This window comes from Geodermatophilus poikilotrophus, assembly GCF_900111455.1.
Lineage (GTDB): Bacteria > Actinomycetota > Actinomycetes > Mycobacteriales > Geodermatophilaceae > Geodermatophilus > Geodermatophilus poikilotrophus.
Map to the genome: position 1 here is coordinate 888572 of NZ_FOIE01000001.1, position 13971 is coordinate 902542.

General features: G+C 70.9%; 15 protein-coding genes. 9 read left to right on the plus strand and 6 right to left on the minus strand.

The genetic code is table 11. The features are described from left to right. Both BMW27_RS04100 and BMW27_RS04105 read left to right on the plus strand, forming a co-directional pair. Nucleotides 1-1041, plus strand: coding sequence for an NAD(P)-dependent alcohol dehydrogenase (locus BMW27_RS04100; RefSeq protein ID WP_091439437.1), 1041 nt, complete (start codon nt 1-3; stop codon nt 1039-1041). Next, nucleotides 1038-1814: a glucose 1-dehydrogenase gene (locus BMW27_RS04105; protein ID WP_091439439.1), complete on the plus strand. Its 777-nt coding sequence runs from the start codon at nt 1038-1040 to the stop codon at nt 1812-1814. Before BMW27_RS04100 ends, BMW27_RS04105 begins: the two co-directional genes overlap by 4 nt. A 219-nt stretch (nt 1815-2033) precedes the next feature. Here the strand turns inward: BMW27_RS04105 and BMW27_RS04110 are convergent, their stop codons facing one another. After that, on the minus strand, nt 2034-2864 hold the full coding sequence (locus BMW27_RS04110) for an oxidoreductase (protein WP_091439441.1): 831 nt from the start codon (nt 2862-2864) through the stop codon (nt 2034-2036). Nucleotides 2865-3195: 331 nt separating this feature from the next. Here BMW27_RS04110 and BMW27_RS04115 point away from each other — a divergent pair, with 331 nt between their 5' ends. Together BMW27_RS04115 and BMW27_RS04120 are read left to right on the plus strand one after the other, a co-directional pair. Then, complete coding sequence (locus BMW27_RS04115) at nt 3196-4596, plus strand: glucose-6-phosphate dehydrogenase (RefSeq protein ID WP_091439444.1); 1401 nt, start codon at nt 3196-3198, stop codon at nt 4594-4596. A gap of 123 nt (nt 4597-4719) precedes the next feature. After that, a complete protein-coding gene (locus BMW27_RS04120; RefSeq protein WP_091439448.1) occupies nt 4720-4875 on the plus strand; it encodes a Zn-dependent oxidoreductase in 156 nt (51 codons plus the stop codon). Between the two features lie 189 nt (nt 4876-5064). On the opposite strand, the gene BMW27_RS04125 is transcribed toward BMW27_RS04120, so the two are convergent. The 3 genes from BMW27_RS04125 to BMW27_RS04135 form a co-directional block, all read right to left on the minus strand. Next, a complete protein-coding gene (locus tag BMW27_RS04125) occupies nt 5065-5811 on the minus strand; it encodes an NADPH-dependent F420 reductase (RefSeq protein WP_091439450.1) in 747 nt (248 codons plus the stop codon). 420 nt (nt 5812-6231) lie between these two features. Beyond that, nucleotides 6232-7572: an NtaA/DmoA family FMN-dependent monooxygenase gene (locus BMW27_RS04130; protein ID WP_091439452.1), complete on the minus strand. Its 1341-nt coding sequence runs from the start codon at nt 7570-7572 to the stop codon at nt 6232-6234. 23 nt (nt 7573-7595) lie between these two features. Further along, nucleotides 7596-8063, minus strand: coding sequence for a flavin reductase family protein (locus BMW27_RS04135; protein WP_217638030.1), 468 nt, complete (start codon nt 8061-8063; stop codon nt 7596-7598). 82 nt (nt 8064-8145) lie between these two features. On the opposite strand from BMW27_RS04135, the gene BMW27_RS04140 reads away from it, so the two are divergent. Both BMW27_RS04140 and BMW27_RS04145 read left to right on the plus strand, forming a co-directional pair. Then, a complete protein-coding gene (locus BMW27_RS04140) occupies nt 8146-8547 on the plus strand; it encodes a MerR family transcriptional regulator (protein WP_091439455.1) in 402 nt (133 codons plus the stop codon). Nucleotides 8548-8763: 216 nt separating this feature from the next. Next, nucleotides 8764-8910 carry a Zn-dependent oxidoreductase gene (locus BMW27_RS04145; RefSeq protein ID WP_091439857.1) on the plus strand — a complete coding sequence of 49 codons (147 nt, stop codon included), beginning with the start codon at nt 8764-8766 and terminating at the stop codon, nt 8908-8910. A 194-nt stretch (nt 8911-9104) separates the two neighbouring features. Here the strand turns inward: BMW27_RS04145 and BMW27_RS04150 are convergent, their stop codons facing one another. Both BMW27_RS04150 and BMW27_RS04155 read right to left on the minus strand, forming a co-directional pair. Then, nucleotides 9105-9467 carry a hypothetical protein gene (locus BMW27_RS04150; RefSeq protein WP_091439459.1) on the minus strand — a complete coding sequence of 121 codons (363 nt, stop codon included), beginning with the start codon at nt 9465-9467 and terminating at the stop codon, nt 9105-9107. Next, nucleotides 9464-10612, minus strand: coding sequence for a TRAFAC clade GTPase domain-containing protein (locus BMW27_RS04155; RefSeq protein WP_091439464.1), 1149 nt, complete (start codon nt 10610-10612; stop codon nt 9464-9466). Before BMW27_RS04155 ends, BMW27_RS04150 begins: the two co-directional genes overlap by 4 nt. A gap of 76 nt (nt 10613-10688) precedes the next feature. On the opposite strand from BMW27_RS04155, the gene BMW27_RS04160 reads away from it, so the two are divergent. The 3 genes from BMW27_RS04160 (at nt 10689) to BMW27_RS04170 (ending at nt 13957) form a co-directional block, all read left to right on the plus strand. Continuing rightward, on the plus strand, nt 10689-11660 hold the full coding sequence (locus BMW27_RS04160) for a quinone oxidoreductase family protein (RefSeq protein ID WP_091439467.1): 972 nt from the start codon (nt 10689-10691) through the stop codon (nt 11658-11660). Between the two features lie 180 nt (nt 11661-11840). Continuing rightward, complete coding sequence (locus BMW27_RS04165; protein WP_091439470.1) at nt 11841-12479, plus strand: hypothetical protein; 639 nt, start codon at nt 11841-11843, stop codon at nt 12477-12479. After that, nucleotides 12476-13957, plus strand: coding sequence for a glycosyltransferase family 2 protein (locus BMW27_RS04170; RefSeq protein WP_091439473.1), 1482 nt, complete (start codon nt 12476-12478; stop codon nt 13955-13957). Before BMW27_RS04165 ends, BMW27_RS04170 begins: the two co-directional genes overlap by 4 nt. Nucleotides 13958-13971 lie beyond the last annotated feature (14 nt).

The window sequence follows — 13971 nt, forward strand, 5'->3', positions numbered from 1 at the left end:
GTGCAGGTCCACGCCTACGCCGCCCCCGCAGCCGCCGAGCCGCTCGTCCCCACCGTCATCGAACGCCGGGACGTCGGCCCGCGCGACGTCCTCATCGAGATCACCCACGCCGGCATCTGCCACAGCGACATCCACACCGTCAACGGCGACTGGGGCCCGCAGCCGTTCCCGGTGGTGCCCGGCCACGAGATCGTCGGCACGGTCACCGAGGTGGGCGCCGAGGTCACCACCCACCGGGTCGGCGACCGGGTCGGCGTCGGCTGCATGGTCAACTCCTGCGGCCACTGCGCCAACTGCCTGGGCGGCGACGAGCAGTACTGCCTCAACGGCATGGTCGCCACCTACGCCGCCACGGACCGGGACGGCAGCACGACCCAGGGTGGGTACTCCACCCACGTGGTGGTCGACGCCGGCTTCGTGCTGCGGGTGCCGGACGGCATCGACCCGGCGGCCGCGGCCCCGCTGCTGTGCGCCGGCATCACGACCTACTCCCCGCTGCGCCACTGGGGCGCCGGCCCCGGCAAGCAGGTCGCCGTCGTCGGCCTCGGCGGTCTGGGGCACATGGGCGTCAAGCTCGCGCACGCGATGGGCGCCGAGGTGACCGTGCTGTCGCAGTCGCTGAAGAAGCAGGAGGACGGCCTGCGGCTGGGTGCCGACTCCTACTTCGCCACCAGCGACCCGGACACGTTCAGCGAGCTCGCCGACCGGTTCGACCTGATCGTCAACACCGTCAGCGCACCGATCGACGTCGACGCGTACCTCTCGCTGCTGGCGGTGGGCGGCGCGCTGGTCAACGTCGGCGCGCCCGCCGAGCCGCTGAGCCTCAACGTCTTCTCCCTCATCGGCGGCCGCCGCAGCTACGCCGGGTCGATGATCGGCGGCATCGCCGAGACCCAGGAGATGCTGGACTTCTGCGCGGAGCACGGCATCGGCGCCGAGGTCGAGGTCATCGCCGCCGACCAGGTCAACGAGGCCTACGAGCGCGTCCTGGCCTCCGACGTCCGCTACCGGTTCGTCATCGACACCGCCACCCTGCGGTGACGGCCTCGGGGAGCGCCCGCTTCGCCGGGCAGGTCGCCTTCGTCACCGGCGCCGGCAGTGGCATCGGCCGGGCCACCGCGCTGGCCTTCGCCGCCGAGGGCGCCGCCGTCGCCGTCGCCGGCATCCCCGAGGACGACGTCCGCGCGACCGCGCGGCTGATCGAGCAGGACGGCGGCCGCGCGCTGGCGCTGACCTGTGACGTGACCAGCGAGGACGACGTCCGGGCAGCGCTGGACCGGACGGTCGGGGCGTTCGGGCGGCTGGACGTGGCGTTCAACAACGCCGGGGTGGAGCAGCCGTTCACGCCGCTCGCCGAGCTCCCCACCGAGGAGTGGCAGCGGATCGTCGACGTCGACCTCACCGCCGTGTTCCTGTGCATGAAGCACGAGATCCCGCTCATGCAGGCCGCCGGCGGGGGTGCCATCGTCAACACCTCCTCCGGCGCCGGGGTCGTCGGCATCGCCGGACAGGCCGGGTACGCCGCCGCCAAGTGGGGCGTGATCGGCATGACGAAGTCCGCGGCCCTGGAGTACGTCGGCGCCGGCATCCGGATCAACGCCATCTGCCCCGGCATCGTCGACACGGCCATGATCGGCCGGGTCAGTGGCGGCACTGACGAGGGCCGCGAACGCATGGTCGGCCAGGAACCGATCGGCCGCATGGGGCGTCCCGGGGAGATCGCCTCGGCGGTGCTGTGGCTGTGCTCGGACCTCGGCGGGTTCACCGTCGGCCACGCCCTCGTCGTCGACGGCGGCCAGACCGTCGGCCTGTGAGGACGGCGGGCGGCCCCGTAGCCGCGGCTCCGCGTCACCGCCTCGAGGGCCCGGGCTCCCACCGGTCCGGAGACCCCGGCACCGTCCACGCCCTGCCCCAGGACGTGCCCGAGCCAGGACGCCGAGGCCGCCCGCAGGTCGACGAACCCGGCCGGACGGGTGTGGTGGGACCCCGACGTCCACAGCGACACCGCCGGTCACCCGGCCCGCGCTGCGGGATCAGTCCTCGAAGTCGGTGCTGACGCTCAGCTCCTCCCACTGGTCGGCCTCGGCGAGGGCCGTGCGGAGCACCCGCCGGTAGCTGGTCAGGGCGTCGGTGCCCAGCAGCAGCATCGCCGGTGGCTGGGCGGACTCCACGGCGGTGAGGATGGCCCGGCCGGCGCGCACCGGGTCGCCGGGCTGGGTTCCGTGCGTCGTGTCGCGCTCCTTGCGGCGCTTGCCCGCCGTCTCGGCGTAGTCGTCGATCACGGTTCGGGACTGGGTCAGCGACCGACCGGAGAAGTCCGTGCGGAATCCGCCGGGCTCGACGACCGTCACCGAGATGCCCAGCGGTTGCAGCTCGGCGCGCAGGGATCCGGACATCCCCTCGAGTGCCGCTTTCGCCGCCGAGTAGTAGCCCGATCCCGGTGGGGTGATCTGCGCCCCGATCGAGGAGATGTTGACGATCGCCCCCGCACCACGCGCACGCATCCCGGGCAACACCGCCTTGATCATGGTCACCGACCCGAAGAAGTGGGTCTCGAACAACGCACGCACCTCGGCGTCATCCCCTTCCTCGACCGCGGCGCGGTAGCCGTACCCGGCGTTGTTGACCAACACGTCGACGGCGCCGAAGCGGTCCTCGGCCTGCTGGATGACGGCTGCCGCTCGCGCCGGGTCGGTGACGTCCAACGCCGCGCCCAGCACGCGATCCGGGGCCAGCTCCACGAGGTCGGCGACCTTGGCCTCGTCGCGCGCAGTGACCACGGCGTGGTGGCCGGCCTCGATGACTGCTTCGGCAAGGGCTCGGCCGAGCCCGCTCGAGCAGCCGGTGATGAGCCAGGTGGACATCGAGTTCCTCTCCGACGGTGGTCCTGCTCGGGTTGCGGAGGCCCGCACGATCCAGACGGTCGACCGCGACCGCAACAGCCGTCGCCCGGTCCCGACTCCGCGGGCACGATGCCCCACCCGAGATGCCGCGAACCGCACGGGGCCGCTGCTGACGAGAGGGTGTACTACGCGCCGGTCCCGCGCGCGAACGGCCACCTCGGCCGCGTGGACGCCGGTCGCGGGGCTCGGGGAGGATCGGTCGCGCCATGGTCACAGCCCCGCCGCCCGTCCGACCCGACCCACGGCCCGGACGGAGCCGACCCCAGGCCGTCACCGTCCGCCAGGAGGACTCGTGATCAGCCGGTTGCTCCTGCTCGGTGCCACGGGGGACCTGGCCGGACGGTTCCTGCTGCCCGCGCTGGCCCGGCTGTCGGCCGACGGCCGGGTGCCCGATGGCCTGCAGGTCGTGGGCGGCGCTCACCAGGACTGGGACGACCGGACCTTCCGAACCCACGCGGCCACCCGCTTGCAGCAGCACGCCGGGGACGTGCCGACCGAGGTGCGGAATGCACTCGTCGATCGACTGCGGTACCGGGCGGTCGACCCCGAGCAGCCCGACACCGTCGCCGCCGCGGTGCGCGCACTCGATGACGGCGGCGATGCCACTGACCGGGCGGCGGTAGCGGTCTACCTGGCCCTGCCCCCGGCGCTGTTCCCGGCGGTGCTGGGCGCGCTCAGTGGGGCGGACCTGCCGGCCGGCAGCCGCACCGCGGTGGAGAAGCCGTTCGGTTCCGACCTGCGCAGCGCGGTGGCGCTCAACGAGCTGCTCACCCGCGTGACCGGCGGCGACCAGGAGGCCGCGTTCCGCGTCGACCACTTCCTCGGGATGCCGAAGGTGCAGGCGCTGCTCGACCTGCACGCACCCGGCCGCTCGCTGGCCCCCGTCTGGAACAGTGCCTCGATCGCACAGGTCGACGTGCTGTGGGAGGAGACGCTGGGGCTCGAGGGCCGGGCAGACTTCTACGACCGGACCGGTGCCGTCCGGGACGTGATGCAGAACCACATGCTGCAGGTCCTGACCCTCGTCGCGATGGATCCGCCGGCCCGGCAGACCGAGGGTGACCTGCATGCGGCCAAGCTGGAGCTGCTGCGGTCGGTGCGCGTGCTCTCCGCCGCGGAGGTCCCCGTCCGGACCCGACGAGCGCGCTACACCGCCGGGACACTGAGCGGAGCGGGCGCCACCGGCGGTCGGGCCGTGCCCGGGTACACCGACGAGGACGGCGTCGACCCCGCCCGCGGCACCGAGACCTACGCCGAGCTGCTCCTGGAGCTGGACACCCCTCGGTGGACCGGCACCCGGTTCGTGCTGCGCACCGGGAAGGCACTGGGGACGCCTCGCAAGGGAGTCGCCCTCCACTTCCGGACCGCCGCGCCGGCGTGCGACCCGCGCGACGCCCAGCGGGTGGCGGCTGACCGGTTGTGGATCGAGCTGGACGCGCCGGAGGAGACCCGGCAGCCCGGCGTGCAGGTGGCCGCCCCGGGCGAGCGCGCCGCGTACGGCCAGGTCCTGACCGACCTGCTGTCCGGCGGTAGCCGACTCTCGGTGAGCGGCGAGGAGGCCGAGCAGGCCTGGCGGATCGTGGATCCGGTGCTCCAGGCGTGGGCCCAGGACGCCGTGCCGATGCTGGAGTACCCCGCCGGCGCGGCAGGCCCTCCCCCGCTCGAGGGGACCGCCGGCTCGACGCGGTGGTGAATGTCCCGAAGCGGACCAGCGACACCTGGTGTGGGAGGCCTGCTCGCACGGGACCGCCTCCTGCGCCGTCGGCTGTCAGCCCCTGGAGCCGTCGCGTGCCGGTGGAGCCCTAGCCTCAGACGCGTGCGAGCCGTGCAGATCACCCGCTTCGGCGGCCCCGAGGTCCTCGACGTCGTCGACCTGCCCGACCCCACGCCGGGCGAGGGTCAGCAGCTCTTCGACGTCTCCACCGCTGGCGTGAACTACGCCGACACCCACCACCGGCTGTCGGCCAACTGAGCTGACGAGGCGCTGGTGTCCCGCAGCAGAGGTCAGGAACGCTGCTGCCAGCTGCGTCCAGCCACGCAGGTCGACGTCACGTTCGGCCTTCGAGGTAGTCGACGACATGGCGCGGGAGGTCATCCGCCGGCGGGGGGACGGTTCGGATCGCGTATCCGGCTCCAGTCCCTGCCTTCGTCGTGGCGCCGGTCAGGGGTAGATGAGCCGGTTGACCCGGACAAGGAAGTCATCACCCCGGTCGACGGTGGCATCGGCGCTCAGCTCGGCGATGACCTCCATCGCCAGGTCCCGACGCCGGGGCGCCCGACCGGGGACCGCCGCGGCGAGAGCGCGCCGCAACTCGTCACGGGAGAGGTCGGTGCAGTAGGCCGGGGTCCCGGGTTGCTGGCGCCACGACTCTGACAACGGGCCGGCGTCGAGCCCGTCGAAGCCGGTGTCCTCGACGAGGGAGATGCCGAGGCCGCGGTCTGCGTCGGCGTCGGCGGCAACCGGGGGGGCGAGGCGACGGGAATCGGCTGCAGCGACGGCCTTCGCGTCGAAGGATCCGGTGGTGATGGCGTTCCACGCCTTGGCCACGGGGCGGCTCAGCTGCTCCGTGACCCAGAGGCTCTCCACCTGCCCGTCGTCGAGGGCGGCGATGTGGCCGTCGCGCATCGGGTAGTAGTTCGAGGTGTCGAGCAGGACAGCGCGGGTGGGCAAGTCGTCGACGAGCGGCCGGATGTCAGGGATCCGGAACAGAGGGATGGAGATGATCAGGGCGTCGACGTCGGTGACGACGTCGCGGGCATTGACCGCGCGTCCGCCCACGGACAAGACGTCGGCCGGGATGGTCTCGGGACCGCGGGAGTTGGCGACCTTCACTTGGTGACCGGCCTCGCTCAGCCGCTGGGTCAATGTGGCGCCGATGTTCCCGACGCCCAGGATGCCGATCTGCATTGCTGCTCCTCCGCTGAAGTTGCTCGTGGTGCGTCACACCGGGTCGGGGGCGCGTGGTGTCACTGCGGTGCGATGTGCGGGGTCGGCTGTAGTGAGGGGTCGACGGTTGCGGTGGGGGTGTCCGCCGGCCGGGCGTCGAGCCCGGCCGACGGACACCGTGCCGAGCACGGGGCCACGCCGATGCACCTCGCGGTGGAAAGACCGTCCGCCTCACCGAGACCGACCTGGGCCATGTCCAGCACTCCGGCGCGTCGCGGACGTGGGGGCCCGGCCCGAGCCACGGCCGTCGACACCACCCTGCTGTTCTAACGGCGCGAGCCGTGTCGTCCGTCGCGGGGCGAGTCCCGTTCTGGCGCTGAAGATGCGGGCAGGGGACCCTTCACCGCTTCGCGCCCCGATGCCTGAGTTCCGCGTGTCGAGTCAGCTGTCCTCGCCAGAGGTGACGCGCGGGTCCAAGCCGTACAGCTCGGGCACGCCGAGGTTCTCGCGCAAGGTCCTGCCCGGGTACTCCGTCGGGTAGATGCCTCGCTCCTGCAGCAACGGCACGACATGGTCGACGAATGCGTCGACGCCGTCCTCGTAGACGTCCGGGCTGAGCCAGAACCCGTCAGCAGCTCCTGCCTCGAACCACTCCTGCAGGTGGTCGGCGTGAACCTCGGCCGGGCCGACGGTGACGGGGTGGTAGTCGATCACGCCGTGCGCGAGGATGTCGCGAACCGTCCATCCCTGGCGCGCCACCTCCAGGGCAGGTCCCGAGCGCGGGTCCATCGGCGAGGCCTGGGCAGCCGCGAGCTGTTCCGGTGTCAGCGGCTGGTCGAGCTGGCTGTGCTGCAGCTGCACCCCGAGCATCGCCGCCAGGTGCGGCACTTGCGCGGTAAGGGTGTCCCCCGCTATCGCGATCCGTCGGTCGAGCCCCTCACGCACGCTAGGAGCAACGGTCGTCATCAGTCCCACGATGTACTTGATCTCGTCGGGGTCGCGGCCAGCCTCCTCAGCCGCCCGCCGGACCATGGCGCGCTGCGCCCGGGCTTCCTCGATGGTCCACACCTCGGAAATGAAGCCGCTCGCATAGCGACCGGCGATCGACAGCAGGTGGGGGCTCGGGCCTCCGGAGGTGAAGATGACCGGCTGCCCCTGCTCCGACGGCGGGATCGGCAGGGGGCCGCGCGAGGCGACGTACTCGCCCTGCAGGTTGATCGGCTTCAGTTTCGAGGGATCGGCGAACCGCCCGGACGCCTGGTCCTTGATCCAGGCTTCCTTCTCCCAGCTCCCCCAGAGCGCCTGCACGATCTGGATGGACTCGTGGGCGCGCTGGTATCGCTCGGTGCGCTCGGCCACCGGACGGCCGTAGTTCGCGGCCACCGCGGGGTCGCTCGTGGTGACGGCGTTCCACCCTGCGCGACCGTGGCTCAGCACGTCGAGCGCCTTGAACTGGCGGGCTTGGTTGAAGGGTTCCTGGAACGTGGTCGATCCCGTGGCGACGAAGCCGATGCGGGACGTCGCCTGGGAGATCGCTGTCAAGGAGATCAGCGGTTCGATGATGTTGCTGATGGGCGCGCGCTCGACGTCTGCGCGTACCGCCGGGAAGTCGGGGGTGAAGAGGAAGGCGAACTTGCCTCGTTCGGCGGCCTGCGCGTAGCGGATGTTCGCCTCGATGTTCACGTAGTTGCTCGGATCGACGTTGGGCGCCCGCCACGCGCCTCTCAGGTTCCCGTATCCGTCGGTCAGGGCCATGCCGAGGATGAGGTTGTTCTTTGTCATCGTTCTCTTTCCGTAGGGGAGGGTCATTCGGCGAGCCGGTGTGAATTGCTGCCGAAGAAGACGAGGGGCCGTTGCTCGTCGTCGCGATGGAGGTCGAGGACCCGCAACAGGCTGAGGACGTGGTCGCCGGCCGGGATCTCGGTGTCGAGCTCGACGGTGAGCCTCGCGAGAGCGCCTCGCACGAAGGCCGCGTCGTCCACGACGTCCATGGCGATGCGGTCGAAGCGTTCGGTGGACGGGCGGCGGAGGTCCTGCAGCAGCCCCGTCTGGGTCTCGCCGAGGATGCTGATGCCCCAGCGGGTCGCCCTGCGCAGCTGTGGCCACGTCGTCGACGTGTCAGAGAATGCGACCGACACGAGGGGTGGGTTGAGGGACACCGACGTGAACGAGTTCGCGGAGAGCCCGACGACCTCGCCGTCGATCTCCGCGGCCACGACAGCGATGCCCGTCGCGAAGCCGGCAAGCGCATGCCGCATGCCCAGCGGAGACACGCGCTCGGACGGCGCAGACGTGTGAGTCATACGACCATCCTCGAACCTTCACACCCATGTCAAGGTCAAGGAGAATGGGCGAGTGCGCATCGGTGACTTGTCCCACAGGACCGGCGTCTCTCCCCGCATGCTGCGGTACTACGAGGAACAGGGCCTGATCACGGCGCGGCGCCTGGACAACGGATTCCGCGAGTACGACGACTACCTCGTCGACCGCGTTCACAAAATCCGCGGATTGCTCGATGCGGGGATTCCCACCCGAATCATCGGCAACATCCTGCCCTGTCTGCACCAGGCGGAGATCGTTGTCGAGGATGCCGACCCGCAGCTTCGGGCCATGCTCGTCGAGCAGCGCGACAAGATGACCGAACGCATCGCGGTCCTCGAGCAGAACCGAGACGCCCTCATCCGCTACATCGACGCCATGGATCGAGCGGCGCCCGAGTCGAACCGTTCCAGCGGCGAAACGACCGCCGTTGCCTGATGGTGATCCGGATCGCCCTCGACCCGGCCATGTGGTCGACTTTGCTGTGACGGGGTTCGTCAAGCGACCCAGGCGAAAGCCCTCCTTGAGGCGGGACGAGCGCCCATAGCGTCCATGGGGCGGCTGACGGGCCGGCCGCGTGTCTGAGCGGCGGAGGCCAGCTCTCAGCACACCGCCCGCCACGTGCAGCCGCGTTCCCTCATCCCCGTGCCGTCCATGCGTGCCGTGCAGATCACTCGCTTCGGCGGTCCCGAGGTCCTCGACGTCGTCGACGTCCGCGAGCCGGAGCCGGCCGACGGGCAGGAGCTGTACGAGGTCTCGGCCGCCGGCATCAACTTCGCCGACACCCACCACGCCCTGTAGGTCAACTGACGTGAGCAGATCACCAGCGCAGGGTTCTGAAGGCACGCCAGGAAGTGGCGGCCAGCCAGCTCATGTTCCTGGAAGCCGACCTTCCGCGTGCATGCGGAACGACTGGAGCGCCGTGCGGATCGTTGGAGGCCCGTGGCACTTAGGCCGGTGACCTGCCGGTTCGGGCGCGCGAGGTCTGCCGTCCGTCACTGGTTGACTGGAGGCGGCTTGGGAAGCTCCCAGACGCGCTTGAAGTCGTCGGCCACCAGCGGCCAGACCAGCCGGAGGCCGTCCCCGACCGAGTCGACCCCGTCGGCCAGGGGTGGGAAGACGACGAACTCGTGGGGGATTACGCGGCCGGCCCGGTCCCGCCGCCCCAGGGGGTCGGGGAACCGCAGAGCCACCAGCTCGGGGAGCGCACCCGTGCCGGGGACGCGTGCCCGCACCTCGGACCGCTCCTCAAGACCTGAGAATGCGGTGTCGTAGACCGGCAGCGGGTCCTCGAAGCCCCCTCGACGGAGGAACCGGAATCCCCAGGTCCGCCCGCGCGTGGCCCAGATGAGGCTCACCGTGGGCTCTTGAGGAAGATGTGCTCCGCCTCGCCCCTCTCCAGGTCCAGCTGGAAGCCGGTCAGGGTTGCCCGGAGGTAGTCGTGCTCGGCCAACGCCTCGGCGTTGACCTCCCTCAGCTTGTCCCCCGCTAGCCTCGCCACCTCCTCGAGGCCGGGGCCGACGAACTTCGACAGCCGGCCGAGCGGGCCGGGCAGCTTGCCCAGACGTTTGGTCAATACGTTGGCTAGAGGTGCGACGCCGCGGAGCAGAGTCTCCGCCACCTTCCCGGGCAGCAGCTTCGCCCGGGCCCACCGGATGTGGCGCTCGAACGGGAGCATCGCGGCCAGGGGGAGGATCATCTCCAGGCCGACGCGCTCGGTCACCCGGATCGCGCCTACCTCGAACTTCGCCGACGAGAGCAGGAGGAAGTCCTCGCCCACGGACAGGGCGTCGCCTGCCTCGACCAGGCCGGCGATCACCGTGCGCAACTCGTTGAGGTCCTCGCCCGCCTTGTCCACGAGGAGGTCCCGGAAGGCGAATACGTCGAGATCCGGCAGCAGGTCGGACTTCGACAGCGCCATGATCCAGATGCGCGGGAACTCGACGAGCGGCTTTCCATCCGGCAGCAGGTCGTCCCGGAGCTTCAGCAGTCCGTTGCGGACGTTGGCCAGCAGCGACTTCAGGTACCGCTCCTCCTCGCCGGCGTTGTCCACCAACCGCTGGCCGTCTACTAGCAGCAGGGCGACATCGGAACGCAGCAGGGACCGGAACGTGTCGACCCGGCGTTCGGCCTCCTCCGGCCCGCTCACATCCTGCTCGAACCACTCCCCCGGGTAGTCGTGCCAGACCAGGCGCAGGGCGTCGATTGGCCGGCCCTTCGCCGCCTTGGCGTCGGACCCCGGCTTCAACTTGAGTGAGAAGGCGTAGGACGTCGCGGAGAAGCGATTGAGCTCTGGCAGCCGCGCTGAGTTCTTCATGCCGAGGTAGTTCCGGTGCAGGCGGGTGCCTTGGCCGAAGTCGTCCGCCACGACGTCGAAGAGCGCCTTCTTCCGGTACTGCGGCTCCTGTGTGGCTCCGTAGAACGACGACAGCAGCACGGTCTTGCCGCTGCCGCTCTCACCGAACACCGCGATGTGCTGCTCCAGCGCAGCGCTCAGTTGCATGCGCGGAGCGTAGGAGCCGCTGCTGCCTTGTTCCTGACGGACACGGCCGCGGCGGACCAGGTCATAGCCTGGCCCCATGCGCGCCGTGCAGATCACCGAATTCGGTGGACCCGAGGTCCTGAACGTCGTCGACCTCCCCGACCCCGTCCCCGGCGACGGACAGCAGCTGTACGAGGTGAGCGCTGCAGGCGTCAATTTCGCTGATACTCACCAGATCGAGAACAGCTACCTCGCGGCCCAACAGCTGCCGCTGGTGCCGGGTGCGGAGTTCGTGGGGATGACGAACGGTGGTGGCCCGCGGGTGGTCGGCCTGCTCGACGGCGGCGGTTACGCGGAGAAGGTCCTCGCCCACCCGCGGCTGACCTGGCAGGTCCCCGACGGCGTCACCGACGAGCATGCGCTTGCCGTCGTCCTGCAGGGCAGCACCGCCTACCACCTGCTGCGCACCAGCGCGCACCTCGCCGCCGGGGAGACCGTCGTCGTCATCGCGGGCGCCGGTGGCGTCGGGTCGCTGGCCGTGCAGCTGGCCCGCCGCTGGGGCGCGGGACGAGTGATCGCGACGGCGTCCAGCCCGGAGAAGCGGGCACTGACCGAGGAGCTCGGCGCCGACGCCTCGGTCGACCCGGCCCTGGCCGACGACGACCCGAAGGCCTTCACCGCCGCGCTGCGCGAGGCCAACGGCGGCCGGCCGGTCGACGTCGTCCTGGAGATGACCGGCGGCAACGTCTTCGCCGGGTCGCTGTCCGCGCTGGCCCCGTTCGGCCGGGTCGTCACCTACGGCATGGCCGCCCGCCAGGAGACCGCCGCCGTTCCGCCGGGGGTGCTGCTGCAGAAGAGCCGCGCGGTCATCGGCTTCTGGCTCGCGCACTGCATGGCCCGGCCGGCGATGCTCGACGACGCGATGACCGAGCTGCTGCCGCTGGTGGCCGACGGCGCACTGCGGCCGGTCATCGGCGGGCGCTACCCGCTGACCGCCGTCCGGGAGGCGCACCAGGACCTGCTCGCCCGGCGCACCACCGGCAAGCTCGTCCTCGACCCCGCTCGGTGACCACCGGGGCGGGCCGCCCTCCACACGGCCGGGAGCCCGACCCGGACGGGTGACGAGGGGATGACCTGACGTAGCGATCTCCCTACTGTCAGACATGACCGCAGCTGAGGGGCCAGCGTCGCCCTCCCGCCCTGCGGGTGTCTGTCGGCCGCGGCCTCGTGCCGCACCCAGGGAGAACTCGTGATCACACCCATGTCCCGGCAGCTCCGGGCAGGGGCGGTACTGCTCGTGCTCACCAGCGTGGCCCTCTCGGGCTGCACGCTGCCCGACGTCAGCATGAGCCCCGACCTCGGCGCCGCGCCGGCGTCGACCACCGCACCCCCTCGCACCCCGGAGCCGGCGGCCCCGGCCACCGTTGCCGTCGCGGACCCCGGCCCGGCGCGGCCGGTCGGCGACCTCGACACCGGCTCCACCACCCGCACCGTGCCGGCCGGCGACCGCGCCCTGGTCGTCGACTGGTGGACCCCCGAGCCGGCCCGGCAGTGGCGGGCCGCCGACACCAAGGGTCTGCAGCTGTCCGCCCACCTCGAAGGCGGTGACCCCGACCTCGAGGTGCTGGTCACCCGCTTCGTGGCCACCGCCGACGACGGCACCACGCGCAGCACCGTGGCCGAGGACCGAGGTGAGTTCGCGCTCCAGCCGCCCTACAGCTACGGCACCGCCCTCGTCCTCACCCCCTCGGCGGCCGACGCCGGGCAGGTGGACCTCTCCGTGCAGTTCGACCTGCTCGTCGAGACCGAACCCGGGTCCCGGCGCTACTTCCGCCAGACCGTCCTCGACAGCATCGTGCTGCCCTTCCTCCAGGAGGAGACCCAGTGACCCAGCTCGTCCTGCACGGCATGCGGCGGGCGACCGACCGCGTCCAGCTGCTCGCCCGGGGAACCGGCCAGGTCCCCGACATCAGCTCGCTCGTCCCCGCCGAGTTCGGGGGCCCAGCGACGCCCGAGGAGCAGCGGCACGCCACGATCAGCTGCATCATCCCGGCCTACAACGAGCAGTCGACGATCAGCGAGGTCCTCACCTCGCTGCTCGGTCAGACGCGGCTGCCGGACGCCATCCACGTCATCATCAACAACACCGACGACGACACCCCGGAGATCGCCCGCAGGTTCGAGGGCGAGCACCAGCGGGTGGTCAAGGGCGAGCTGTTCACCACCGTCGTGCACGTCCACGACATCGGCGAGAACCCCGACAAGAAGGTCGGGGCGCTCAACTTCGGCTACTACGTCAGCCGCGGCTACGACTACATCCTCGGCGTGGACGGCGACACCACCCTCGACCGGCGCTGCCTCGAGTGGCTGGAGAAGGAGATGGTCACCGACCCGCGGATCGGCGGGCTGTCGGCCATCTACACCTTCGACAAGTCGAGGGTGAAGGGCGCCATGGCGACGTTCCTCGTCGCCGGCCAGCGGGCCCAGTTCGCCGGGTTCAACATGGACAACCTGGTCCGCGGCCGGAACATGGCCGTCCTCGGCGGGCAGTGCAGCCTGTTCAGCGTCCGCGCGCTGGAGACCGTCATGTACCGCAACCACCAGTCCGCGCCGTGGGTGCGGGACTCGGAGGTCGAGGACTCCAAGCTGTCCCTGCAGATCAAGGACGCCGGCTTCAGCACCAAGATCAGCGCCCGGGCACGGGCCTTCGTCGGCCCCATGGAGACCCTGCGCGCACTGCACGGCCAGCAGGTGAAGTGGAACTTCGGCGGCATCGACCTGCTCTGGCCCGGCCAGCGCGGGGACAACAAGGGCCAGCCGCTGCACCCGAACCTGCGGCTGCGCTGGTACGAGAACGTCTCGATGCTGTTCAACATCAGCACCCGCATGGCGTTCCTGCTGCTGCTGGCCGCGGCGCTGTCGATCGACGCGTTCGTGTTCAACCCGGTGTGGCTCATCCCGCCGGTGGTGGCCACGCTGCTCAACCTGCGGATCGTCGCGTCGATGCACGACAAGAGCGCCTCGGACATCTTCTACGCGCTGCTGCTGGCCCCGGCGGAGCTGTACATGTGGATCCGGATGGGCCACTTCGTCACCGCGTGGGTGCAGTTCTTCGCCCGGGTGGAGAAGGACAACTGGGCGGCGCAGGCGGACGCGGAGCGGGGCCGCGGCTCGGCCTACGTCATGCCGGCCGTGTGTGCCGCGGCCACCTTCGTGGTGCTCATCTTCGCCTGGAGCCAGCAGAGCGTCGGCATCCAGTCGGCGATCCTGTCCATCGGCTGGCCGGTGCTCTACCTGGTCACCGTGCTGCAGACGCTGTTCATGGTGAAGAAGCTGGTGCGCCGCCAGCGCGGCTTCACGGTGTGAGTGGGAGGACCCCC

What these genes read in the sequence shown, in the direction of transcription:
- BMW27_RS04160 (WP_091439467.1), top strand. Translation starts at nt 10,689, where the DNA reads ATGCGCGCCGTGCAGATCACCGAATTCGGTGGACCCGAGGTCCTGAAC.
- BMW27_RS04110 (WP_091439441.1), bottom strand. Translation starts at nt 2,864, where the DNA reads ATGTCCACCTGGCTCATCACCGGCTGCTCGAGCGGGCTCGGCCGAGCC.
- BMW27_RS04155 (WP_091439464.1), bottom strand. Translation starts at nt 10,612, where the DNA reads ATGCAACTGAGCGCTGCGCTGGAGCAGCACATCGCGGTGTTCGGTGAG.
- BMW27_RS04130 (WP_091439452.1), bottom strand. Translation starts at nt 7,572, where the DNA reads ATGACAAAGAACAACCTCATCCTCGGCATGGCCCTGACCGACGGATAC.
- BMW27_RS04125 (WP_091439450.1), bottom strand. Translation starts at nt 5,811, where the DNA reads ATGCAGATCGGCATCCTGGGCGTCGGGAACATCGGCGCCACATTGACC.
- BMW27_RS04145 (WP_091439857.1), top strand. Translation starts at nt 8,764, where the DNA reads ATGCGTGCCGTGCAGATCACTCGCTTCGGCGGTCCCGAGGTCCTCGAC.